The organism is Kribbella sp. NPDC048837, from assembly GCF_055586945.1.
In genome coordinates this window covers 342,169-365,376 of the sequence record NZ_JBVJHF010000003.1, presented here as the reverse complement: position 1 = coordinate 365,376, position 23,208 = coordinate 342,169, and the positions used below count along the sequence as shown (strand labels likewise).

Sequence of the window (23,208 nt, the reverse complement as noted above, 5' to 3'; positions counted from 1 at the left end):
CAGGTGCGTAAAGTCGGGCAGCGATGACATGGTACGAGGCGCTGTTCGTTCTGGTGGCGGGGATGGGCGCGGGCACGATCAACGCCGTCGTGGGCTCGGGCACGCTGCTGACCTTCCCCGCGTTACTTGCCGTCGGCATCCCACCCGTGCTGGCGAACGTGAGCAACACTGTCGGCCTCGCGCCGGGTGCGGCGGCCGGCGCGATCGGCTACCGGCGTGAGCTCGAGGGCCAACGCGGCCGCATGCTCCGGCTGGTGCCGGCGTCGCTGCTCGGCGGCATCGTCGGGGCGGTGCTGCTGCTGACGCTGCCCGACTCCGCGTTCCACGCCGTCGTACCGGTCCTGATCCTGCTGGGCTGTCTGCTGGTCGCGTTCCAGCCGTGGCTGTCGCGGTGGATCAGTGCGCCGTCGCATCTGCACCGGGGCGCTTGGTGGGTGATCCCGGCGGTGTTCGCGACCGGCGTCTACGGCGGGTACTTCGGTGCCGCGCAAGGCGTGCTGCTGATGGCGATCCTCGGCCTCGGCCTGGACACGAACCTGCAGCGGATGAACGGCCTGAAGAACGTGCTCGCCACGGTCGTGAACTCGGTCGCCGCGGTGCTGTTCGTCCTCGTCCACGACATCGACTGGCTGGCCGCCGGCATGATCGCGGTCGGCTCGACCATCGGCGGCTTCATCGGCGCCCGCTACGGCCGCAAGCTGCCGCCGATGGCGTTGCGCGCGCTGATCGTCTGCATCGGCATCCTCGCCATCATCACGATGGTGTTCTGACCCGCAGTCCTTCGAGCAGCAGGTCCAGCCCGTAGTCGAACTGCTCGTCGCCGCCGGTGGTCCGGGCCAGCTCCGGCGCGAGCTCGACGACGCTCGGGAACTCGCGGGCCGACAACGACTCCATCGTCGTCCGCAGGCGCCGCCACGCCTCCGGATCGCGGCGCTCGGCCGCCATCTGGATCTCCCAGGACGTTGCCCCGAGCACGTAGGTGAACAGCGTGGTGTGCGTCCGCGCCGCCGTCTCCGGGTCGAACCCGGCCGCGCGCAGCACGCCGAGCAGGCCCTCGGCGACCCGGGCGGTCTCGTGCCCGCTCAATGGCCGGCCCGACAGTAGTTGCGCAAGGCAAGGATGCTGCAGCATCAGCAGCCGCAGCGACCGGCAGACCGCCCGGACCTGGTCCGGCCACGCCACGTCCGGCGGGACGGCGGGCAGCAGCCCCATCAGGTGGTCCCGGACGGCGTCGTACAGATCGTCCTTGTTCCGGAAGTAGGTGTAGAGCGCCATCGGGCCGACGCCGAGCTCGGCGGCGACACCGCGCAGGCTGAACGCGTCCGTGCCCTTGGACTCCATCAGCTCGAGCGCGGTCCGCACGATCAGCTCGGAGCTCAACGTGTTCCGCGGTGTGCGGGCCATGTGACGCACCTCCCTTCGATCTTCATAACGTACAGTGTATAGTACGGTGTATGCGAGCCATTCAGATCACCGAGTTCGGCGGACCGGAGGTGCTGACTATCAGCGACGTCCCGGATCCGGTCGCCGGTCCGGGCCAGGTCCTGATCACCGTCGACCGCGCCGGGATCAACTACGCGGACACCCACCAGGTCGAGAATTCGTACCTCTCCAAGACCGAGCTCCCACTCATCCCGGGTGGTGAGGTCGTCGGGCACACCGACGACGGTCGCCGGGTGGTCGCACTGGTCGGTTCCGGTGGGTACGCCGAGAAGGCCGTGGCGCACGCGCCGTACGCCTGGGACGTCCCGGAAGGTGTCAGCGACGGTGAGGCGCTCGCCCTGGTCCTGCAGGGGACGACCGCCTGGCACCTGCTGAAGACCTCCACGCACCTGCGGCCGGGGGAGTCCGTCCTCGTGCACGCCGGTGCCGGGGGCGTCGGATCGCTCGCCGTGCAGCTCGCGAAGCAGTGGGGCGCCGGCCGGGTGATCGCGACCGCGTCGTCGGAGGAGAAGCGCAAGCAGGTGCTCGAGCTCGGCGCGGACGCCGCCATCGACGGTACGCCGGAAGGCCTGAAGGACCGGATCATCGAGGCGAACGGCGGCAAGCCCGTCGACATCGTGCTGGAGATGGTCGGCGGACCGACGTTCGACGAGTCGTTCGCCGCGCTCGCCCGGTTCGGCCGGCTGGTCACCTTCGGTGCCGCGTCCCGGCAGTCCGCCGCCGCGATCGACCCGGCCCGGTTGATGAAGGGCTCCAAGACCGTCGCCGGCTTCTGGCTGGCCGACTGCTTCGGCAACCCCGCGTCGCTCCGCGAGCCGCTGGCCGAGCTATTCGCGCTCACCGCGGCCGGAACGCTCCGCCCGATCGTCGGCGGCGAGTACGCGCTGACCGACGTCGCCACCGCCCATCAGGACATGCGAGCCCGCCGGACCGTCGGCAAGCTCGTGCTCGACCCCACCCGCTAGGAGAAGGCCCGATATGACCATTGCAGTAGAGAAGGTTCTGTACACCGCGCACGCCACCGCCCACGGCGGTCGTGACGGCAAGGTCGCCACCAACGACGGCAAGCTCGACGTCACCGTCGCGCCGCCGGTCGAGATGGGCGGCAACGGGAAGGGCACGAACCCGGAGCAGTTGTTCGCGGCCGGCTACGCGGCCTGCTTCCACAGCGCGCTGAAGCTGGTCGCGCGCAAGGCCCGCCAGGACGCCGACGGCTCGACCGTCACCGCGTCGGTCGGCATCGGCCCGATCAACGGCGGCGCCGGCTACGGCCTGCAGGTCGAGCTCGAGGTCAGCCTGCCCGGCGTCGAGCGCGCGGTCGCCGAGGAGCTGGTCGCGAAGGCCCACGAGGTCTGCCCGTACTCGAACGCCACCCGCGGCAACATCAAGGTCGACCTGACGGTCGCCTAGTCCATCCGCGCGAGGGCCTCTGTGAGCAGGCTCTCGGTCTGGGAGACGGGTGCGGCCGCGATCGTGAGCCCCTCCATGATCGCGACGTACTCGTCGACCTCCTCCAGCTTGTCCAGGTACAGCGCGCTGGCGGCGTGCTCGATGTAGACGACGTCCGGCAGGTCGCCCTCGGGGAACCGCAGGATGCTGAACGCGCCGCCCGAGTCCGGGTAGCCGACGCTGCTGAACGGCATCACCTGCAGCGTGATGTTCGGCTGCTGGTTCCACATCATCAGGTGCTCGATCTGGGCCCGCATGATCTTCTCGCCGCCGACCGGCCGGTGCAGGACCGACTCGTCGATGACCACCCACAGCCGGGCCGGGTTCGGCCGGGTCAGGATCTGCTGCCGGTTCACCCGCAGCCCGACCCGCTGGTCGATCTCGGCGCTCGGCAGGTACGACTTGCCGAGCTGGACGACCGCTCGCGCGTACTCCTCGGTCTGCAGCAGGCCGGGGACGAACATCACCTCGTAGGTCCGGATCAGTGTCGCCGCGACCTCGAGCCCGACGTAGTTGGTGAACCAGCTCGGCATCACGTCGCCGTACCGGGACCACCAGCCCGGGTTGTTCGCGGCCCGGGCCAGCTCCATCAGCCGGAAGCGTTCCTCCTCCTCGGCCATCCCGTAGAGCTCGAGCAGGTCGCTGACGTCGCGCTCCTTGAACCCGACCCGGCCGAGCTCCATCCGGCTGACCTTGGACTCGGACGCGCGGATCTGCCAGCCGGCGTCGGCACGGCTGATCCCGGCCGCCTCCCGCATCCGCCGCAGCTGTCCGCCGAGCATGATCCGGAGCGCGGTCGGTCCACCGTCGCCACCACTCACTGTCACAGGATCACTCACTCGACTCGAAACCCACCCTCGCGCCTGTCCACGCACCCATTTCAGCCCGCGATGCTACCGCCTGTCCACGGCAACGGCCCGGTTGCCGCTCCGCCGAGTGAGATCGCGAATCCGCCGAGCCAGATATCGGGCGTCCCGATCGACCCCCTGGATGGTCGCGGAGGCCACCGTGAACTGGAAATCCAGCCCCAGGAACAGCAGGCCCGGCCGGCCGGCCACGACGCCGCGCTCGTGCCGGATCCGGCCGCCGTCGAACCCCGGCAGGTCGATCCAGCTGTGGTCCGGACCGGAACCGGTGCACCAGACCACGGTGGACACCTCGTCGAGTACGTCGCCGTCCGCGGTGACCGGCCGGCCGTCGCGGACCCCCTCGATCCGGCCGATCCGGACGATGCCGGCCGCGTCGAGGTGAGCCAGCTTGTTCCGGGTGAGCGGGAGCCCGTTCTGCTCGGCGTTCGCGATCGCTTTGCGGCCGATCGGCGTACCGCGGGTGAGGACGTACTTGAAGAGGAACATCACGAGCGGTGTGGTCAGCCGTCCGGCGGTGGAGTCGATGTCGACCGGCACCTGACCCGGGTGCCGGCCGGCCAGCAGGACGCGATGCGTCTTCACCGCCTCGAGCGCGATGTCGGTGCCGGAGTTGGCGGCGCCGACCACGAGCACCGTTCCGTCCTCGAGTTGCCCGGGATTGCGGTACTCCAGTGAGTGCAGTTGCCGGATCGCGGGATCGAGTTCGTCCGCGAAGGCGGGCCGGTGCGCCGTCGTGTGCATGCCGGCGGCAACGACGACCTGATCGGCCTGCCAGTCTCCGTCATTCGTCTCGATGACGAAGCCCCTGGTCGTCCCGCGACAACCGCGTCACTCGTACGCCGATCCGGACCGGCAGCTCGTGGTGGACGGCGTACCGCTCCAGGTAGTCGGCCATCTCGTCGCGGGTCGGACAACCCCGTGTCCCGATCCGCAGCCCCGGAAGGCTCGCGTACCGCGGCCGGCTGAACAGCAGCAGCGAGTCGTACCGCTCCCGCCAGCAGTCGCCGACCCGCTCGTTCGCCTCGAGTACGACGAAGTCCTCGCCGGCCTTGCGCAGGTAGTAACCCATCGCCAGTCCGGCCTGGCCGCCCCCGATCACCACAATCCCCACCCTGCTCATGGCTTCACGGTAGGACTGCGGCCGCCGTCACCACATCGACCGACCACGCCATGTCAGTGCGGAGCCGAGTGGTCATTTCTACCCAGTCAGCTTGGACTTGTACGCCCACGCCGTGGCCGCCGCCCGGCTCGAGACGCCCAACTTGCCGAAGATGTTGCTGACGTGCCGAGCAATGGTCCGCTCGCTGAGGAAGAGCTGGTCGGCGATCGCCCGGTTCGTGGCGCCGGTGGCGAGCAACCGCAGCACCTCCAGCTCGCGCGGACTCAGCCCGCCGCTGCGGTCCGAGTGATCGAGGGCGGCCAGGTCGACGACCGCGCCGAGTCGCTCGAACACCGCCCGCGCGCTGTCGATCTCCATCTGCTCGGCGTCGACGTCACCGAGCGCGCGGCAGGCCTGCCCGACCAGGAGCCGCGTCCGGGCGCCTTCGTACGGCATCTCGAGCCGCTGCCAGAGCGACCACGCCCGCCGCAGCCACGGGATCGCGCCCTGCGGATCACCAGACGCGATCCGCACCGCGCCCTCGGAGTATGCCGCCAAGGCCTGCAGGTACGGCGAATCCGCGCGGACGAACTGGCCCAGCTCGGTAGCGGCCGACTGGGCGGTCTCGAGGTCGCCGCACTCGATGGCCAGCTCCACCCTGGCGGCAAGGAGCACCGGCCGGTTCGGGGACAGCGGATCCTCGGCCAAGGCCCGGTCGAGTCCGGCGATCGCGGACTCCTGGTTGCCCTGCGCCGCCCGCAGCCGGGCCAGACCGGGTTGCACATCCATACCGTCAGCGGCCGCCGTCTGGTAGGCGCGTTCGGCCGCCGCATAACGGCCTCGCTGGCGCTCGACCTCGGCCAGGCGGTACCAGGCGGAGCCGACCGTGCCGGCCGACAGTCGACGGCAGGCGTCCTCGGCCGCACCTGCCGCCTCGGTCCACGCCCCGCGCAGTTGGAGGATCTGCGCTCTGTGCACCAGACACGCACCGCGGTACGGCACCAGGCCGGGCTGCTCGTCACACCACCCGGTCAGCGCCTGCGTCCACTCCTGTGCGCGGCGGATGTCGTACAGGTCCAGAGAGAGTGCGATGACCGAGCAGTAGGCCATCCCGGTGACCTCCGGCCCGACCCGGCCGCTCGTCACGTGCACCATCGCCTCGTCGAAGGCCGCGAGCGCCTCGGTCCGGCGGCCGACCATCCGCAGGCAGTTGGCACACCCGAGAAGGCCCAGCACAGTCGTGTCCGGATCGACCGCCAACGCCAGGCAGCGCTCGAACAACGGGAGTGCCGCGGCTCCGTCGCCGGCGGACATCAGCAGCGCGGCGTCGGCCTGCAGGAGCAGACCGGTCAGCTCGCTGTTGTCGTCCGGCACGAGTCGCTCCGTGCGGGCCCACCAGCCGGCCGCCCGAGCGACCTCGCCGTGCTGCTGCAGATGGAACCCGAGCCAGAAGGCGCTCCGCAACGCCCGGACCAGGTCACCGCGGGCCAGGTACTCCTCGTGCGCGCGCTCCCGGCAGGCGGCGACCTCGTCGTCGTGACCGAGGACGAAGGCGACGACGGCCAGCCGGTCCAGCTCCTCGGGCGGGAGCGGACCGCGCCGGCCGGCGGCGGTCAGTTCCGCGTACTCCGCGGGCCAGTCGTGCTGCTCCATCGCACCGCGCCCCGGCTCACCGTCAGTGCTGGGCCAGGTCCAACACTGTTGCTGTCGGCAACTTCGCCAGCTCGGCGCCGTCGAGCAGCAGCTTGGAACCGCGGATCCCGCTGCCGATCACCACCGCCCCGGCCGCCGCGACCGCCTCGTCCACCAGGATCGGCCAGTCCGCGGGGAGTCCGACCGGCGTGATCCCGCCGTACTCCATCCCGGTCGAGGAGACCGCGTCGTCCTGGCCGGCGAATGAGATCTTCCGGACCCCGAGGTGCTTGCGGACCACGCCGTTCACGTCGGCCCGGTCGGTGGCCAGCACCATGACCGCGGCGTACGTCTCCTCACCGGCGCGCTTGCCGAGCACGATGACGCAGTTCGCCGACGCGGCCATCGGTACGTCGTACTCCGCGCAGAAGGCGGCGGTGTCGGCCAGGCCGGGGTCGATCGGGGCGGCGTACGCCGGGATGTCGCCGAGGGCCTCGCGCACCGGTGCCGCGAGCAGTCCGGGGACGTCGGCGGCCGGCTGCCACTCGAGCTTGCCCAGCACCGGGGCGGTCACCTGGACTCCTCGGCGGGGCGCTTGACGAGGTCGGCGTACTCCGTGTGCTCCTCGAGGAAGTCCCGGTAGAACGGGCAGGCCGGCTTCACCCGGAGCCCGGACGCCCGCGCGTCGTCGAGCGACCGGGTCGCGATCCGGCCGGCGACGCCGCGGCCGCGGAAGTCCGGCAGGGTCTCGGCGTGCAGGAAGATGATCACACCAGGGTGCAGCTTGTAGTCGACGAAGCCCATCAGGTTGCCGTCGGCGTCCAGCGCCTCGTACCTGCTGCGCTCCGTGGCGTCCACCACGCTGATCTCGTTCTCCATGCCGCAACTCTAGCCATCCGCGCGAGATTCTCACCGTGGGTTTGGAATTCGTCACTCCCGGGGTACGGGCGGGAGCGGCGTGCCCGGGGCACGCCGCCGGAATCGGCTCTCGGGAGGAGCAGGGATGAGCGAGCACGCGTTGGAAGACGGCCGGGCGATACCGAGTCTCGTGCCGGCCCGGATGGACCGGCTGCCCTGGACGAAGTTCCACTGGATGATCGTCGTCGGTCTGGGCGTCTCCTGGATCCTCGACGGGCTCGAGATCCAGTTGGTCTCGCTGGTCGGCAACGTGCTCAAGGAACCGGAGACCCTGCACCTCAGTACTGCCCAGGTCGGCCTGATGGCCTCGATCTATCTCGGCGGCGAGGTGGTCGGCGCGCTGGTCTTCGGCCGGCTCACCGACAAGTGGGGCCGGCGCAGCCTGTTCATCATCACGCTGATGATCTACCTGGTCGCGTCCGGTCTGGCCGGCCTGTCCTGGGACATCTGGTCCCTGCTGATCTTCCGCTTCATCGCGGGCATGGGCATCGGCGGTGAGTACGCCGCGATCAACTCCGCGATCGACGAGCTGATCCCGTCGAAGTACCGCGGCCGGGTCGACATCGGCGTCAACGGCACCTACTGGGCCGGTGCGCTGATCGGGTCCGCGGTCGGCCTGGTGTTCCTGAACGAGAACATCGTCCCGATCGAGTGGGGCTGGCGGCTGTGCTTCCTGATCGGCCCGGTGATGGGCCTGATGATCATCTTCCTGCGCCGGCACATCCCGGAGAGCCCGCGCTGGCTGATGACGCACGGCCGCGTCGAGGAGGCCGAGCGGACCGTCGACGGCATCGAGGAGACGGTCCGGCGCCAGGGCGGCGAGCTGCGCGAGGTGTCCGGCGACGAGGCCATCAACGTGGTCGACTACCCGCCGGTGACATACCGCGAGATCGCGCGGGTGATGCTGCGCGACTACCGCAGCCGGTCCTTCCTCGGCTTCTCGATGATGGTGACCCAGGCCTTCCTCTACAACGCGATCTTCTTCACCTACGCGCTGGTCCTGAAGGCGTACTTCGGGCTGAGCGACTCCAGCATCGCGCTGTACTTCTTCCCGTTCGCGATCGGCAACCTGGCCGGACCGCTGCTGCTCGGGCACCTCTTCGACACCATCGGTCGGCGCAAGATGATCTTCGCCACGTACTCCGTCTCCGCCGTGGTGCTGTTCATCACCGCGATGCTGTTCAACGCCGGTGCGCTGAGCGCCGCATCGCTGACCGCCCTGTGGTGCGTGGTGTTCTTCTTCGCCTCGGCCGGTGCCTCGTCGGCGTACCTGACGGTGAGTGAGATCTTCCCGATCGAGCTCCGTGGTCAGGCGATCTCGTTCTTCTTCGCGATCTCGCAGCTGACCGGTGGTGTGATCGCGCCGTTCCTGTTCGCCTCGCTGATCGGCGAGGGCGACAACCCGGCCCGCGGCCCGCTGACCGTCGGGTACGTCATCGGCGCGGCGGTCATGCTGGCCGGCGGCATCATCGCGTGGATCTTCGGCGTCGACGCCGAGGGCCAGTCGCTGGAGAACGTCGCCAAACCGCTGTCCGCGCGCGACACCGGGGCGACCCGGTTCCAGGGCGCGGCGCCGCGGCTGCCCAGCACCGGCGCGCGCGGCCGCAGGATGACTCCGGTCAGGCCGGAGGCCGAGCAAGGCAGGCGCGCCGACGAGCCATAAGATCGCCGGGTGGGTGCGCTCCTGATCGCTGGTACGACGTCCGACGCGGGCAAGACGACCGTGGTGACCGGGCTCTGCCGGTGGCTGGCGCGGCAGGGTGTCCGGGTGGCGCCGTACAAGGCGCAGAACATGTCGAACAACTCGATGGTCTGCGCCGACGGCGCCGAGATCGGCCGCGCGCAGTGGATCCAGGCCGTCGCCGCCGGCGCCGAGCCCGAGGCCGCGATGAACCCGGTCCTGCTCAAACCGGGCAGCGACCGCCGCAGCCACGTCGTCCTGATGGGCGAGCCGTGGGGTGAGCTGACCGCGCGCGGCTTCCTGACCGAGCGGGCCGAACTCGCCAAGGCGGCCTTCGCCGCGTACGACGATCTCGCGTCCAGGTACGACGTGATCATCAGCGAGGGCGCCGGCAGCCCGACGGAGATCAACCTGCGGCGCTCCGACTACGTGAACATGGGTCTCGCCCGGCACATCCAGGCACCGGTGGTCGTGGTCGGGGACATCGATCGCGGGGGAGTGTTCGCCTCGATGTTCGGCACGGTCGCGTTGCTGGACGCCGCCGACCAGGCGCTGATCAGTGGCTTCCTGGTGAACAAGTTCCGTGGTGACGTCTCGCTCCTGCAGCCCGGGATCGACATGCTCACGTCGGTGACCGGCCGGCCGACGTACGGCGTACTCCCGTGGCTGCCGGAGCTCTGGCTGGATTCGGAGGACGCTCTCGACATCCCGGTACGGCGAAGCTCGCCGGCGGATCTGCTCACGGTGGCGGTGGTCCGCTTCCCGCGGATCAGCAACTTCACGGACCTCGACGCACTCGCGGTCGAGCCGACCAACAGCGTGTTCTTCACCACCAGCCCGGCCGAGTTGCGCGACGCGGATCTCGTCGTCCTGCCCGGCTCGCGGGCGACCGTCGCGGACCTGGAGTGGCTGCGGTCGCAGGGTCTGGCCGAGGCGGTGTCGGCCCGGGTCGCGGCCGGTCGGCCGGTGCTCGGCATCTGCGGTGGCTACCAGGCCCTCGGCGCCACGATCTCCGATCCGCACGGTGTCGAGGGTGGCGGCGAGCACACCGGTCTCGGGTTGTTGCCGGTCGCAACAACATTCCAGGCCGGGAAGACGCTGGCCCGTCCGGCGCCCACGGCGTACGAGATCCACCACGGCGTGGTCACGGTCACCGGCGACGCCGTCGACTTCCCCGGTGGCTGCCGCGCGGGCAACACCTGGGGGACCATCTGGCACGGCCTCCTCGACGACGACGCGACCCGCCACGCGTTCCTCGCCGAGATCGCGGACCTGACCGGCAAACCCGCGCCCGACGGCACGGTCTCCTTCGCCCGGCTGCGGGAAGCCCGCCTGGATCGCCTGGCCGACACCATCGACGAGTACGCCGACACCGCCGCGCTGATGAAGCTCATCGAGCAAGGCCCGGCCACGGTGCCCTTCGTTCCGCCGGGTGCGCCGGGAACTGTCTGACGCCTCGGCTAGCGTCCTCCGCATGAAAGCCGAACTGCAGACGTACCTCCAGGCGACCCGCGCGCTGATGCTCGCGAAACTCGACGGGCTGAGTGAGTACGATCGTCGCCGGCCGCTGGTGCCCTCCGGGACGAACCTGCTCGGCCTGGTCAAGCACCTGGCCGGGATCGAGTACGTCTACCTCGGCACGAGCGTCGGACGCCCACCGGCGGAGCAGTTGCCGTGGGACGCGGACGGCACGGTCTGGGAGGGCGGCGACATGTGGGCGCTGCCGACCGAGTCCACCGACTACCTCACCGGGCTCTACAAGGAAGCCTGCGCGCACAGCGACCGCTCGATCGCCGAGCTCGACCTGGACACGCCGGCCGAGGTTCCCCACTGGGCCGAGGGGAACCGGCGTACGACGTTCGGCGCGTTGCTGGTCCGGGTCGTCGACGAGACCGCGCATCACGCCGGGCACGCGGATATCGTCCGGGAGCTGATCGACGGTCAGGGCGGCGCGGACGCGGGCATGCTCGACGAGGCCGGCTGGTCGGAGTACTACACGAAGATCCAGCGGGCGGCGGAGAGCTTCCTGACAGACTGACGGCGTGGATGACTTCGAGTGCCTGCGGGGCCGGCTGTTCGGGATCGCCTACCGGATGCTGGGTACGGCGACCGATGCCGAGGAGATCCTGCAGGACGCATGGCTGCGCTGGCAGGGTGTCGACCAGGCGAGCGTGCGAGACCCTGACGCTTACCTGGCCAAGGTGGTCACCAACCTCTCGATGAAGGAGCTGACGTCGGCCCGGGTCCGGCGGGAGACGTATGTGGGGGAGTGGTTGCCGGAGCCCGTGCTGACCGGCCGGGCGGAGTTCGACGCGCTCGGGCCGCTCGAGGTCGTCGCGGAGCGGGAGTCCGTGTCGTTCGCGCTGCTGTTGCTGCTCGAACGACTCACGCCGGCGGAGCGGGCGGCGTACGTACTGCATGAGGCGTTCGCCTACGGCTATCGCGAGGTCGCCGAGCTGATCGGCACGAGCGAGGCGAACGCGCGTCAGCTCGCGTCGCGGGCCGGCAAGCGGATCGCCGCCGGGTCACGCCGGGATCAGCCCGTCGATCGGGCCGGGTGGCAGAAACTCGTGGAGCGCTTTCTCGCGGCCGCCCGGCTGGGGGAGATCGAGGAGCTCGAGCAGTTGCTGGCCGAGGACGTGGTGTCGACGGCGGACGGCGGCGGCAAGGTCATCGCGGCCCGGAACGCGATCGCCGGCCGGGATCGGGTCGCGCGTTATCTGATCGGCACGCTGGAACGTTTCGGGGCCGGGATCGAGGCGGACTTCGCCGAGGCGAACGGACGGCCCGCACTGGTTGCCGTAGGCCCCGATGGGGTGGTGGCGATCTGCTTCGTCGAGGCCGGTCCGGACGGTGTGACCGACCTGCGCTTCGTGATGAACCCCGACAAGCTCGCCTTCGCCGCGAACCAGTTGTCACGAATCGGAGGGCTACCGGATCTGAGCTGGTGAACGAAAGGACACCAGATGACCTCCATCCTCGTCACCGGCGGCACCGGCACCCTGGGCCGACCGACGGTCGCCCACCTGCGGTCGGCCACCGGCCTCGGCCGCCGCGACGTCCAGCAGGCCCGCAACCTGCTCGCCGTCCCGCTGCAGCCCATCGGCGTCGAGGATGTCGCCGTACGCCTCACCGAGTTGGTCGGCCGGTCTCCGGTCAACGGGCGCGCTCCCGACATCGGTGGGCCTGAGAGGCGGCCCGTCCCGGAGCTCGCGCGCGCCTGGTCACCCCGTCGGCGAGTGCTCCCGCTTCGCGTCCCCGGGAAGGTGTTCCGCGCTTTCGCGTCCGGTGATGCTCTGGTCGACGGGCCGCCGTACGGTCACACGACCTTCGCGGGACTACCTCGGAGCGAAGTCGTGAAGACCTACGTCCGCACGGTCCTGGTGGTGTTCGCCGCGTACCAGCTCATCCTCGGTCTCTGGCTCACGATCGTCCCGAAGACGTTCTACGACCACGTCCCGACGGTGAACTGGACCCCGCCGTACAGCGACCACCTGTTCCACGACTTCGGCGGCGCGACGCTCGGTCTCGGCATCGTGCTCACCGCCGCCGCGATCCGCTTCGACCGCTTCCTCACCACCGTCGCGCTGCTGGCCTACCTGGCTTACGCGGTGCCGCACCTGTTCTTCCACCTCGGGCATCTGGAGGGGAACGAACCCGGCTGGTCGATCGCCCTCGCGGTCGTGCTCGCGCTGAGCGCGCTGATTCCGGCCTCCGCGGTGGTGGCGGCGCGCACAATGACTTGACGACTGTGACAGTAGAACTGTCACAATGGCTCGCATGGGTCCACTCGAGGGCGTGAAGGTGGTCGAGCTGGCCGGGATCGGGCCGGCGCCGTTCGCGTGCATGATGCTCGCCGAGCTCGGCGCCGACGTGCTCCGGATCGACCGCCCCGGCGGTGGACCCTCGATGGGTCCACCGGAGCTCGACCTGGTCAACCGCGGCCGCCGCAGCGTGGCCCTGGACCTCAAGAACCCAGCCGCGGTCGACGTCGTACGACGCCTCGTCGCACAGGCCGACGTCCTCGTCGAAGGGTTCCGGCCGGGCGTCGCAGAGCGGCTGGGCGTCGGTCCGGAGGACTGTCGGGCGATCAACCCCAGGCTCGTCTACGGCCGGATGACCGGCTGGGGTCAGGACGGCCCGCTCGCGCAGACCGCCGGCCACGACATCGACTACCTCGCGTTGTCCGGCGCACTGCACCTGATCGGCCGGGCCGGTGGTCCGCCACAGGTCCCGGCGAACCTGCTCGGTGACTTCGCGGGCGGCTCGCTGTACCTGGTCATCGGCGTGCTCGCGGCGCTGCACAACGCCCAGCGCAGCGGTCAGGGCCAGGTGGTCGACGCCGCGATCGTCGACGGCTCGGCACATCTGACCACGATGCTGCTCGGTGCCCTCGCGGCCGGGACCTGGCGGCAGGAGCGCGGCACGAACCTGCTCGACACGGGTGCGCCGTTCTACGACGTGTACGAGACGTCGGACGGCAAGCACGTCGCGGTCGGCGCGCTGGAGCCGCAGTTCTACGCCGAGCTGATCGAGAAGCTCGAGCTCACCGTCCCGGACCGCAACGACCCGGCGCAGTGGCCCGAGCTCCGGAAGGTGCTGACCGAGGCCTTCCGGCGGCGCACCCAGGCCGAGTGGGCCACGCTGTTCGACGGCTCGGACGCCTGCGTCACGCCCGTCCTGCCACTCGCCGCCGACCATCCGCATCTCGTTGCCCGAGGCACCTTTGTGGACCACCACGGCGTCCGGCAGGCCGCCCCGGCACCACGCTTCGGCCGTACGCCGACCAGCCTCGGCCGACCGCCCGCGCGCGCGGGACAACACACCCGCGAAGCCCTGGCCGACTGGGGAATCACCGATGTCGACGACCTGATCGGCACCGGCGCCGCCATCCAGAACTGAGCCGTCACAACCGAGAGGACCGCCCGTGGAACGTCAGCTGTTCGACGCCGATCACGACGCCTTCCGCGAGACCGCGCGAGCGTTCTGCGACAAGGAGATCGTGCCGCACCACGACAGCTGGGAGGAGGCCGGCATCGTGCCGCGTGAGCTGTGGACGGCGGCCGGTCAGGCGGGCCTGCTCGGCTTCATGATGCCCGAGCGGTACGGCGGCGGTGGGGTCCGCGACTTCCGGTTCAACACCGTGCTGATCGAGGAACTGACCCGGGCGCGCGCGAGCGGGGTCGGGTTCGCGATCCACACCGACATCAACTCGGCGTACCTGCTGGACTATGCGACCGACGAGCAGAAGGCGCGCTGGTTGCCCGCGTTCTGCTCGGGGGAGATGATCACCGCGATCGCGATGACCGAGCCGGGCGCCGGCAGTGATCTCCAGGGCATCCGGACCACGGCGCGGCGTGACGGCGACCACTACCTGCTGAACGGCCAGAAGACGTTCATCTCCAACGGGATCCTGGCCGACCTCGTCATCGTCGTCGCCAAGACCGACCCCGACGCCGGTGCGCAGGGCATATCGCTGCTGGTGGTCGAGCGCGGGATGCCCGGCTTCGAGCGCGGCCGCAACCTCGACAAGATCGGCCTGAAGGCGCAGGACACCGCGGAGCTGTTCTTCGACAACGTCCGCGTCCCGGCCGGGAACCTGCTCGGCGAGGAGGGCCAGGGCTTCGTCTACCTGATGGAGAAGTTGCCCCAGGAGCGCTTGGCCATCGCGGTCGTCGCGGCCGCTGCCTGCGAGAACATGCTCGAGACGACCTTGCGGTACGTGAAGGACCGCAAGGCGTTCGGCCGGCCGATCGGCTCGTTCCAGAACAGCCGGTTCGTGCTGGCCGAGCTCGCCACCGAGACCCAGATCGCCCGCGTCTTCGTCGACCGTTGCATCCAGGAGCTCATTGCCGGCACGCTCACCGTCGCCGAGGCAGCGATGGCCAAGTGGTGGACCACCGAACTGCAGAAGAAGGTCGTCGATCGCTGTCTGCAACTGCACGGTGGCTACGGGTTCATGACCGAGTACCCGATCGCGAAGGCCTATCTCGACACCCGGATCCAGACCATCTACGGCGGCACCACCGAGATCATGAAGGAGATCATCGGCCGGACGATGGGCGTGTAGGCCGGGCGCAGAGAACCCGCCATCGGTGCGCTCGCGGGTGGCGCAGCGTGGCGGGTCCTGCGCCTGATCCGCCAGCCGCGCGGTGGGTGCGACCGAGACTGACTCCTGCCGTGCCGCGCCAACCCCTCCCTGGGACGCAGCACGTCCGGCGCCGGGGTCTGGGGTGGGCTGGACAGGCGAAACTCACAGTAACTACCCAAGCGCTGTGGCACCAGAGCGCGACCGACGCCGTTATACCGGCGGTGCGGAGTCCGGCCTGGTGATCGTTATACGCCCTTGGACGATGTCGGCGGCCACCTCGGTCAGGCGGCGATTGTGCGACCGGGCGTACGCGCGCAGTTCGGCGAACGCCTCGTCGACCGGAAGGCGGAGGCTGTGGCTGAGGAATCCCTTCGCCTGCTCGATCAGGATCCGGCTGTTGAGGGCCGCCTGCAGTTGTTCGGTCACGACCTCCTGGCGGGCCAGGGCGCGCTGGTGCACGATGCCGATGGTCGCGGCGTCGGCGAGCGCCTGACCGAGGGTGATCGTGTCCTCGTCCAGCGGTCCCACCTCGATGCTGAACAGGTTGATGGCGCCCAGGACGGTCTCGCGCAGCCGCATCGGCAACGCCTGCACCGAGACGTAGCCGGCCTCGACGGCTGCCACGGCGAACCGCGGCCAGCGGGGGTCGTCGTCGGTGCGGAGGTCGGCGCGCTGGACCGGCTGTCCGCTGGTGAAGGCGTCCAGGCAGGGGCCTTCGGAGTTCTGCAGCTGGACGAGCTCGACGAGCCGCGCCTGCTCGCTGGTGGCCGCGACGAGGTTCAGCACGCCGCTGTGGTCGGCGAGCAGGATGCCGCAGGCCGAGACCCCCAGCAGCTCACTGCACCGCTCCGCGAGCCGATCCAGGAATTCGATGACGTCGAAATCGTCGACGAGAGTGTCGGCCAGCTCGATGAACACCTCCCGCACCCTCCGGTCAGATGTGCTCATCACTCGTCCTCCTGCTCGTTGTCGGCATGCTGCGGACGTATCTGTTCGCCGTCGCTCTCCAGGACGAGCCGGCCGGCCATGACCTCTGCGGCGACCTCGTGCAACGGGCGTCCCCGGCTGTACGCGTGCGCGCGGAGCCGGGCCAGCGCGTCGGCGACGCTCAGGTGGTGCTGTGCCGCGATCAGTCCGGCCGCCTGGTGCACCTCCGCACGCCGGGTGGAGAACGCGGTGTCGATCACTTCGCGCAGGTCGGAGCTGACGCCCCGGCGCTGGTCCAGGGCCAGGACGAAGACCGCGTCGGCATAGACCAGTGTGTCACGGAGCTGATCGGCTCGCAGCAGACCCGCCTCGTGCCGATACACACTCAGCACTCCCAGCTGGGCCGCTCCCGCGCCGACCGGGAGCGCGAAGACGCCGCGCATGCCGCGCTCGGCCGCGACCGGGGCGAAGGCCGGCCACCGCTGCCCGGCGTCGAGGCCGGACATGTCGGTGGACAGCACCGGCACACCGATGGCGATGGCGTCGGCGTTCGGCCCTTCCGCGAGCGTGGACTGGAGCTCGTCCAGCTCGCCGGCCTTGGGATCGGTGGCGAGCAAGGGCTCCAGCACACCGCCGTCACCCTTCATCGACAGCCCGGTGCCGACCGCACCCAGCGCCTGGGCGCAGGCCTCGACGGCATGACGCAGGGACGGCGATTCGCCTGCGCTCCGGGCAACTGCGTCGATCGCCCCCCACACCCTGGCACTGCGGTCGTGATCCACCCATTCCGTCCACACTCGAGCCGCCGCGGGGCGGATGCTGCTCCACCCTAGCGGTCCGATTGCCGAATTCCGGTACATCTTCACGCCAGCCACCAGCTGTGCACTTTTCCGGCGACCGGTACCTGTCCGCGGCCGGACCTGGTCACCTCCCGTTCCAGTACCCAGCCTGGCGAGACTCATTCGTCCGTGGGCGGATCCTCCGCCGGCGGCGCCTCCGGGGGCGCGTCGGGGGGAACCGGTCGTTCGGCCGGCCGCTTGGGTGTGGCCGCCCTGGTCTCGGCGGCGGGCCTGTAGCCGAACCATTCGCTCATCGATGCTCCTCCCGGACGCCGAGCGGCGACGCGAGGTCGCCGGGGTCCTGGGCAACGCCACAGGTCTGTCAGTCTAGGCCGATTCCCCGCGGTCGGCGTTCCGGAGCGACGCGCCGTCGACGAATTCCCGGCCAGGGGATGGCGATCCGGCGGAGCCGTGGTTGACTTCCCCTCAGGATCTTCAGGGAGGTCGACATGGGCATCGTGTCGCCAGGTTTCACCGGTCGTCGCGGGGGTGGGACGGATCTGCCGCCGGGGCAGTATCTGACCCGGGATTTCCCGGTCTTGTCGGCCGGGCCGACGCCACATATCCGCACCGAGCACTGGGAGTTCACCGTCACCACCGAGACGGGCGAGAACTCCAAGTGGGACTGGGCCGCGCTGCTCGCGTTGCCGGCCGAGGACATCACCAAGGACATCCACTGCGTGACCCGGTGGTCGAAGCTGCAGACGGAGTGGAAGGGCGTCTCGCTCGACACGCTGCTCGCCGACGTCGAGACCAGCGCCGACTTCGCGCTCGCGCACAGCTACGGCGGCTACACCACCAACCTGCCGCTGGACGACCTGCTCGACGGCCAGGCCTGGATCGTCTACGAGTACGACGGTGAGCCGCTGGACCCCGAGCACGGTGGCCCGGCCCGCCTGCTGGTGCCGCACCTGTACTTCTGGAAGAGCGCCAAGTGGGTGCGCGGCCTGGTCCTGACCGACACCGAGGACCTCGGCTTCTGGGAGACCGCCGGCTACCACGAGTACGGAGACCCATGGAAAGAACAGCGATACGCCGGCGACTGATGTGGCAGATCGCCACGGTCTCCGACGTACGGCGTGAGACGGCAACCGCCCGGACGATCGTGCTCGACGTACCGGACTGGCCCGGGCACCTGGCCGGGCAGCACCTGGACGTCCGGCTGACCGCACCGGACGGCTACCGGGCATCCCGCTCGTACTCGATCGCCTCGGCCTGGTCCGGCGGGAGCATCGAGCTGACCGTCGAGCAGGTGCCCGAGGGTGAGGTCTCGCCGTACCTGGTCGACGTGCTGAAGGTCGGCGACCCGCTGGAGATCCGTGGCCCGGTCGGTGGCTGGTTCGTCTGGAAGCCGGAGCAGGAGGGTCCCGTCCAGCTGATCGGCGGGGGATCGGGTGTCGTCCCGCTGCGGGCGATGCTGCGCGCCCACGCCGCCGCGGACAGTACGACGCCGGTCCGGCTGCTCTACTCGGTGCGGCGTCCTGCCTCGGTGATCTACGTGTCCGACCTGAAGGAGCTGGCCGCGTCCGACGACGTCGACGTACGCCTCGTCTACACGCGCGAGGCGCCGGCCGGGGAGCCGCGGGTGGGGCGGATCGACGCCGAACTGATCGATCAGCTCGCGTTCAAGCCCGAGGACGCGCCGACGACGTACGTGTGCGGGCCGACGCCGTTCGTGGAGACGGTGGCGGACCTGCTGGTCGAGGCCGGGCACGACCCGGCCCGGGTGAGAACAGAGCGATTCGGACCGACAGGAGGGTCGTGATGACCGAAGCCAGCTATCTCGACGGCAATGCGGCGGCCGGCGCCATGAGCGAGCTCTTCGCCGTCGACATCACCGCCGCGATCACCCGCTGCGCCGCCTGCGGCCAGATGGGAGTGTTCGCGGACTCGCACGTCTACATGAACGCGCCCGGCCTGGTCGCCCGGTGCCGCGGGTGCGACAGCGTTCTGGTCCGGGTGGTGACGACAGGCGAGGAGACCTACCTCGACCTGCGTGGCCTCACCTACCTGCGGATCCCGAGCGCCTGACCGTCACCGGCGCTGCTTGCTCTGGGTCCGGCGGATGGTGTCGCGCTGGGTCTCGCCGACGGCGCGTTCGTAGGCGAGGACGAGGCCCTGGATCGTGACCGGCTTGAACCGCTCGACCAGCTGCTGGATGTGCTCGGGCGGTCCACCGGAGTCCCGGTAGTGCGGCCAGACCTTGGTCCGGAACACCTCGGTGAGCTCCTCGGCGATCGCACGGCCGTGCTCGGTGAAGATCCGGCCCGCCGAGAGCACCGCCTCGACCGGCAGGTCCAGGTCGAGCAGCTCGACCCCGAGGCTGAGGTGCGCGGTCGCGACCTGGAACACGTCCTCGTCGGGCGTCGGCTCGACGACGCCGAGCGCGACCAGCATCTCGATGTCGTCGTCGGTGAGCTCGCGGCCGGTCCGGCGGACGAGCGTGGCCCGGTCCAGGGTCTCCGGCAGGTCGCGCATCCACGGCGTCAGCAGCGTCCGGTGCAGCGCGATGTCCTGCGGGGTCGCGTCGGACGGGATGCGCTCCAGGTATCCCTCGATCGCCGACAGCGTGAACCCGTGCGCCTGCAACTCGCGGACCAGATCGAGCCGGGCGATGTGCTCCGGCCCGTAGTAGCCCACCCGGCCGCGCCGGATCGGCGGCGGGATCAACCCCCGCCCGGCGTAGAACCGCAGCGTCCGCACCGTCATCCCGACCCGCGTCGACAACTCGTCGACCGTAAGGGTCGCAGCGTCCCCCGTGACTTCCGACATGGCGGAGATCATAACGACCCCTCCTTGACCATCGTGACAGCGATACTGTCACAATCGGAGGGACTTCTCGACCGACGGGATCATCATGAGCAACGAAGCCTTCCTGTACGACGCGATCCGCACCCCGCGGGGCAAGGGCAAACCGGCCGGAGCGCTGCATGAGGTCAAGCCGATCCAGCTGATCACCGGCCTCCTGCACGAGCTGCGTGAGCGGCACCCCGACCTGGATCCGGCCGCCATCGACGACGTCGTGCTCGGTGTGGTCACGCCGATCGGCGACCAGGGCATGGACATCGCCCGGACCGCGGTCCTTGCCGCCGGCTACCCGGTGACGACCGGTGGCGTGCAGCTCAACCGGTTCTGTGCCTCCGGCCTGGAGGCGGTGAACCAAGCGGCCCAGCGAGTCCGGTCCGGGTGGGAGGACTTCATCCTCGCAGGCGGTGTCGAGTCGATGTCGCGCGTCCCGATGGCCTCCGACGGCGGTGCCTGGGCGATGGACCCGGAGACGGCGTTGCAGACCAACTTCATCCCGCAGGGCATCAGCGCCGACCTGATCGCGACCCTCGACGGCTTCTCGCGCACCGACGTCGACGCGTACGCCGCCGAGTCGCACGCGCGCGCCGCCAAGGCCTGGGCCAACGGGTACTTCACCCGCTCGATCGTCCCGGTGCGCGACCGCAACGGCCTGCAGATCCTCGACCACGACCAGCTCGTCCGGCCGGGGACGACGGTCGAGACGCTGGCCGGACTGCCCGTGTCGTTCGCGGCGATCGGGGAGCACGGCGGGTTCGACGCGGTCGCCCTGGAGAAGTACCTGACCGTCGAGCGGATCGAGCACGTGCACCACGCCGGGAACTCGTCCGGCATCGTCGACGGAGCGGCTCTGGTTGCCATCGGCAACGAGAAGGCCGGTGCGGCACTCGGCCGGGCTCCGCGCGGCCGGGTGGTCGCCACCGCGGTGAGCGGTGCCGATCCGACCATCATGCTGACCGGTCCGGCGCCGGCCGCCCGGAAGGCACTGGCCAAGGCCGGGCTCGAGGTCGGCGACATCGACCTGTTCGAGATGAACGAGGCGTTCGCGGCCGCCGTCCTGCATTTCATGAAGGATCTCGGCGTACCGCACGAGCGGGTGAACGTGAACGGCGGCGCGATCGCGCTCGGTCACCCGCTCGGGGCGACCGGCGCGATGCTGATCGGAACCCTGCTGGACGAACTGGAGCGGCGTGAGCTCCGGTACGGACTGGCCACCCTGTGCGTCGGCGGCGGGATGGGCGTCGCGACGATCATCGAGAGGCTTGCCACATGATCTCCTGGACCAACGCCGACGGTGTCGTCACGCTGACGATGGACGACCCGGACGCCTCGGCGAACACGATGAACGACACCTACCTCGCGGCGATGGGTTCGGTCGTCGAGCGCCTGCAAGCGGAGAAGGACTCGCTGCGCGGCGTCGTGATCACCAGCGCGAAGTCCACGTTCTTCGCCGGTGGGAACCTGCAGATGCTGTCGCAGATCCAGCCGTCCGACGCGGCCCAGGTCTTCGAGACCGTGGAGGAGGTCAAGCGGCAGCTCCGGATCCTGGAGACGCTCGGTGTCCCGGTCGTTGCGGCGATCAACGGCAGCGCGCTCGGTGGTGGGCTCGAGATCGCGCTGGCCTGTCACCACCGGATCGTGGCCGACGACAACCGGATCGAGCTCGGCGTACCCGAGGTCACGCTCGGTCTGCTGCCCGGCGGTGGCGGCGTGACCCGGACCGTCCGCATGCTCGGCCTGCAGGATGCCTTGATGAAGGTGCTGCTGCAGGGGCAGCGGATGAAGCCCGCGCACGCGGTGAGCGTCGGCATCGTCGACGAGGTGGTCCCGGCGGACGAGCTGCTGGACGCGGCGTACCGGTGGATCGCGTCGTACGACGGGGACGCGAAGCAGCCGTGGGACCGGGACGGCTACAAGATCCCCGGCGGTACGCCGGCCTCGCCGAAGCTGGCCGCGTTCCTGCCCGCCTTCCCGGCGAACCTGCGCAAGCAGCTGAAGGGCGCGCCGTACCCGGCGCCACGGGCGATCATGAGCGCCGCGGTCGAGGGCAGTCAGGTCGACTTCGCCACCGCGTCGCGGATCGAGTCGCGGTACTTCGTGTCGCTGGCCACCGGGCAGATCGCGAAGAACATGATGCAGGCGTTCTTCTTCGACCTGCAGGCGATCAACGCCGGCGCATCGCGGCCGGGCGACGTACCTCGGTACTCCGCGCGGAAGGTCGGCGTGCTCGGTGCGGGGATGATGGGCGCGGGGATCGCGTACGTGTGCGCGAAGGCGGGCATCGAGGTCGTGCTGAAGGACGTCTCGCTGGAGGCGGCCGCGCGCGGCAAGGAGTACTCGGAGAAGCTGCTGGCGAAGCAGGTGCAGAAGGGGCGGATGACGCCAGCGGAGGTCGAGGCGTTCCTGAGCCGGATCACGCCGACCGCGGATCCGAATGCTCTGGCCGGGTGCGACCTCGTGATCGAAGCCGTGTTCGAGAGCGAGGAGCTCAAGCAGAAGGTGTTCGCCGAGATCGCCGGTGTGGTCGAGCCGGACGCGCTGCTCTGCTCGAACACCTCGACGCTGCCGATCACCTCGCTGGCCGACGGGATCGACCGGCCGGACGACTTCATCGGCATGCACTTCTTCTCACCCGTCGACCGGATGCCGCTGGTCGAGCTGATCGTGGGGGAGAAGACCTCGGATCGCGCCATCGCCAAGGCCTACGACGTCGTTCGGCAGATCAAGAAGACGCCGATCGTGGTCAACGACAGCCGTGGCTTCTTCACGTCGCGCGTGTTCGGCACGCTGGTGATGGAGGGCGCGGCGATGGTCGCCGAGGGCATCGACCCGGTGATGATCGAGCGGGCCGCGACCCAGGCGGGCTTCCCGGCACCGCCGCTGGCGATGCTGGACGAGGTCACGCTGACGCTGCCGCAGAAGATCCGCGACGCGGCCCGGGCGGCTGGCGACAGCGCGGGTGCCTTCGACGGCCACCCGGGGATGGCGGTGACGGATCGGCTCGTTCAGGACTTCGACCGGCGCGGAAAGGCTGCCGGGGCTGGGTTCTACGACTACCCGGCCGACGGTCCGAAGCATTTGTGGCCAGGACTGTGGGAGCACTTTGCGCGTGACGTCGACGTACCGCTGATCGATCTGCAGGAGCGGATGACGTTCGCGATGTCGCTCGAGACGGTGAAGTGCCTGGACGAGGGCGTGCTGCGTTCGGTCGCGGACGCCAACGTGGGTTCGATCTTCGGCATCGGCTTCCCGCCCCTGCACGGCGGCGCGTTGCAGTACATCAACGCCTACGGGTTGCCCGCCTTCGTCGAGCGGTCCCGCGCACTGGCCTCGTCGTACGGCGCACGCTTCGAGCCTCCTGCCCTCCTGGTGCGGAAGGCGGAGGCCGGCGAACTGTTCCGCTGATCACGGCGCGGTATCAACTCCAGCAAACCTCCACATATTCGAACAAACAA

At 69.9% G+C, this 23,208-nt stretch carries 25 protein-coding genes; 15 read left to right on the top strand and 10 right to left on the bottom strand.

The features are described from left to right. The first annotated feature begins 23 nt into the window (after positions 1-23). Positions 24-770: a sulfite exporter TauE/SafE family protein gene (locus ACZ6O0_RS17385; protein ID WP_465765917.1), complete on the top strand. Its 747-nt coding sequence runs from the start codon at positions 24-26 to the stop codon at positions 768-770. Here the strand turns inward: ACZ6O0_RS17385 and ACZ6O0_RS17380 are convergent. Continuing rightward, positions 754-1,404: a TetR/AcrR family transcriptional regulator gene (locus tag ACZ6O0_RS17380; protein ID WP_465765916.1), complete on the bottom strand. Its 651-nt coding sequence runs from the start codon at positions 1,402-1,404 to the stop codon at positions 754-756. The genes ACZ6O0_RS17385 and ACZ6O0_RS17380 overlap by 17 nt on opposite strands. A gap of 50 nt (positions 1,405-1,454) precedes the next feature. Here ACZ6O0_RS17380 and ACZ6O0_RS17375 point away from each other — a divergent pair, with 50 nt between their 5' ends. After that, positions 1,455-2,408 (top strand): quinone oxidoreductase family protein, encoded by a 954-nt coding sequence (locus tag ACZ6O0_RS17375; protein ID WP_465765915.1) that lies wholly within the window; start codon positions 1,455-1,457, stop codon positions 2,406-2,408. A 13-nt stretch (positions 2,409-2,421) separates the two neighbouring features. Then, the gene (locus ACZ6O0_RS17370) at positions 2,422-2,853 is read left to right on the top strand and encodes an organic hydroperoxide resistance protein (RefSeq protein ID WP_465765914.1); all 432 of its coding nucleotides are present in this window, start codon (positions 2,422-2,424) and stop codon (positions 2,851-2,853) included. On the opposite strand, the gene ACZ6O0_RS17365 is transcribed toward ACZ6O0_RS17370, so the two are convergent. The 6 genes from ACZ6O0_RS17365 to ACZ6O0_RS17340 form a co-directional block, all read right to left on the bottom strand. Then, positions 2,850-3,674, bottom strand: coding sequence for a helix-turn-helix domain-containing protein (locus ACZ6O0_RS17365; RefSeq protein ID WP_465766423.1), 825 nt, complete (start codon positions 3,672-3,674; stop codon positions 2,850-2,852). The two genes, ACZ6O0_RS17370 and ACZ6O0_RS17365, sit on opposite strands and share 4 nt — an antisense overlap. 111 nt (positions 3,675-3,785) lie before the next feature. Continuing rightward, complete coding sequence (locus tag ACZ6O0_RS17360; protein ID WP_465766422.1) at positions 3,786-4,556, bottom strand: NAD(P)-binding domain-containing protein; 771 nt, start codon at positions 4,554-4,556, stop codon at positions 3,786-3,788. Continuing rightward, entirely contained in the window at positions 4,543-4,881 is a 339-nt protein-coding gene (locus ACZ6O0_RS17355) for an NAD(P)-binding domain-containing protein (protein ID WP_465765913.1), read from the bottom strand. The genes ACZ6O0_RS17360 and ACZ6O0_RS17355 overlap by 14 nt, the downstream gene beginning before the upstream one ends. A gap of 78 nt (positions 4,882-4,959) precedes the next feature. Further along, on the bottom strand, positions 4,960-6,513 hold the full coding sequence (locus ACZ6O0_RS17350) for a LuxR C-terminal-related transcriptional regulator (protein ID WP_465765912.1): 1,554 nt from the start codon (positions 6,511-6,513) through the stop codon (positions 4,960-4,962). 22 nt (positions 6,514-6,535) lie between these two features. Continuing rightward, the gene (locus tag ACZ6O0_RS17345) at positions 6,536-7,066 is read right to left on the bottom strand and encodes a YbaK/EbsC family protein (RefSeq protein ID WP_465765911.1); all 531 of its coding nucleotides are present in this window, start codon (positions 7,064-7,066) and stop codon (positions 6,536-6,538) included. Then, positions 7,063-7,371 carry a GNAT family N-acetyltransferase gene (locus tag ACZ6O0_RS17340; RefSeq protein ID WP_465765910.1) on the bottom strand — a complete coding sequence of 103 codons (309 nt, stop codon included), beginning with the start codon at positions 7,369-7,371 and terminating at the stop codon, positions 7,063-7,065. Before ACZ6O0_RS17340 ends, ACZ6O0_RS17345 begins: the two co-directional genes overlap by 4 nt. Positions 7,372-7,495: 124 nt before the next feature. Between ACZ6O0_RS17340 and ACZ6O0_RS17335 the strand changes: the two genes are divergently transcribed. Genes ACZ6O0_RS17335 through ACZ6O0_RS17305 form a run of 7 tightly spaced genes read left to right on the top strand, consistent with a single transcriptional unit; the run spans position 7,496 to position 15,161 of the window. Then, positions 7,496-9,073 (top strand): MFS transporter, encoded by a 1,578-nt coding sequence (locus ACZ6O0_RS17335; protein ID WP_465765909.1) that lies wholly within the window; start codon positions 7,496-7,498, stop codon positions 9,071-9,073. A gap of 9 nt (positions 9,074-9,082) precedes the next feature. After that, positions 9,083-10,543, top strand: coding sequence for a cobyric acid synthase (locus ACZ6O0_RS17330; protein WP_465765908.1), 1,461 nt, complete (start codon positions 9,083-9,085; stop codon positions 10,541-10,543). Positions 10,544-10,565: 22 nt separating this feature from the next. Next, on the top strand, positions 10,566-11,129 hold the full coding sequence (locus ACZ6O0_RS17325; RefSeq protein WP_465765907.1) for a DinB family protein: 564 nt from the start codon (positions 10,566-10,568) through the stop codon (positions 11,127-11,129). A 4-nt stretch (positions 11,130-11,133) separates the two neighbouring features. Beyond that, the gene (locus tag ACZ6O0_RS17320) at positions 11,134-12,042 is read left to right on the top strand and encodes an RNA polymerase sigma-70 factor (protein WP_465765906.1); all 909 of its coding nucleotides are present in this window, start codon (positions 11,134-11,136) and stop codon (positions 12,040-12,042) included. A 15-nt stretch (positions 12,043-12,057) separates the two neighbouring features. Continuing rightward, the gene (locus tag ACZ6O0_RS17315; protein ID WP_465765905.1) at positions 12,058-12,837 is read left to right on the top strand and encodes a hypothetical protein; all 780 of its coding nucleotides are present in this window, start codon (positions 12,058-12,060) and stop codon (positions 12,835-12,837) included. A gap of 34 nt (positions 12,838-12,871) precedes the next feature. Further along, a complete protein-coding gene (locus ACZ6O0_RS17310; RefSeq protein ID WP_465765904.1) occupies positions 12,872-13,993 on the top strand; it encodes a CaiB/BaiF CoA transferase family protein in 1,122 nt (373 codons plus the stop codon). A gap of 25 nt (positions 13,994-14,018) precedes the next feature. Then, positions 14,019-15,161: an acyl-CoA dehydrogenase family protein gene (locus ACZ6O0_RS17305; RefSeq protein ID WP_465765903.1), complete on the top strand. Its 1,143-nt coding sequence runs from the start codon at positions 14,019-14,021 to the stop codon at positions 15,159-15,161. A 231-nt stretch (positions 15,162-15,392) separates the two neighbouring features. Here ACZ6O0_RS17305 and ACZ6O0_RS17300 read toward each other — a convergent pair whose 3' ends face one another. Further along, the gene (locus tag ACZ6O0_RS17300; protein WP_465765902.1) at positions 15,393-16,130 is read right to left on the bottom strand and encodes an ANTAR domain-containing protein; all 738 of its coding nucleotides are present in this window, start codon (positions 16,128-16,130) and stop codon (positions 15,393-15,395) included. Then, entirely contained in the window at positions 16,130-16,891 is a 762-nt protein-coding gene (locus tag ACZ6O0_RS17295) for an ANTAR domain-containing protein (RefSeq protein WP_465765901.1), read from the bottom strand. Before ACZ6O0_RS17295 ends, ACZ6O0_RS17300 begins: the two co-directional genes overlap by 1 nt. 506 nt (positions 16,892-17,397) lie before the next feature. Here ACZ6O0_RS17295 and ACZ6O0_RS17290 point away from each other — a divergent pair. From ACZ6O0_RS17290 to ACZ6O0_RS17280, 3 genes are read left to right on the top strand one after another with little or no spacing between them, the layout of a single operon-like run. Continuing rightward, the gene (locus tag ACZ6O0_RS17290) at positions 17,398-17,994 is read left to right on the top strand and encodes a sulfite oxidase-like oxidoreductase (protein ID WP_465765900.1); all 597 of its coding nucleotides are present in this window, start codon (positions 17,398-17,400) and stop codon (positions 17,992-17,994) included. Continuing rightward, the gene (locus tag ACZ6O0_RS17285; RefSeq protein ID WP_465765899.1) at positions 17,964-18,713 is read left to right on the top strand and encodes a ferredoxin reductase; all 750 of its coding nucleotides are present in this window, start codon (positions 17,964-17,966) and stop codon (positions 18,711-18,713) included. The genes ACZ6O0_RS17290 and ACZ6O0_RS17285 overlap by 31 nt, the downstream gene beginning before the upstream one ends. After that, positions 18,713-18,979: a DUF6510 family protein gene (locus ACZ6O0_RS17280; protein ID WP_465765898.1), complete on the top strand. Its 267-nt coding sequence runs from the start codon at positions 18,713-18,715 to the stop codon at positions 18,977-18,979. Before ACZ6O0_RS17285 ends, ACZ6O0_RS17280 begins: the two co-directional genes overlap by 1 nt. 3 nt (positions 18,980-18,982) lie before the next feature. Here ACZ6O0_RS17280 and ACZ6O0_RS17275 read toward each other — a convergent pair whose 3' ends face one another. Beyond that, a complete protein-coding gene (locus ACZ6O0_RS17275; protein ID WP_465765897.1) occupies positions 18,983-19,720 on the bottom strand; it encodes a MerR family transcriptional regulator in 738 nt (245 codons plus the stop codon). Between the two features lie 85 nt (positions 19,721-19,805). Here ACZ6O0_RS17275 and ACZ6O0_RS17270 point away from each other — a divergent pair, with 85 nt between their 5' ends. Then, positions 19,806-21,026, top strand: a complete 1,221-nt coding sequence (locus ACZ6O0_RS17270; RefSeq protein WP_465765896.1) for an acetyl-CoA C-acetyltransferase — start codon at positions 19,806-19,808, stop codon at positions 21,024-21,026. Further along, positions 21,023-23,158 (top strand): 3-hydroxyacyl-CoA dehydrogenase NAD-binding domain-containing protein, encoded by a 2,136-nt coding sequence (locus tag ACZ6O0_RS17265; RefSeq protein ID WP_465765895.1) that lies wholly within the window; start codon positions 21,023-21,025, stop codon positions 23,156-23,158. Before ACZ6O0_RS17270 ends, ACZ6O0_RS17265 begins: the two co-directional genes overlap by 4 nt. Positions 23,159-23,208 lie beyond the last annotated feature (50 nt).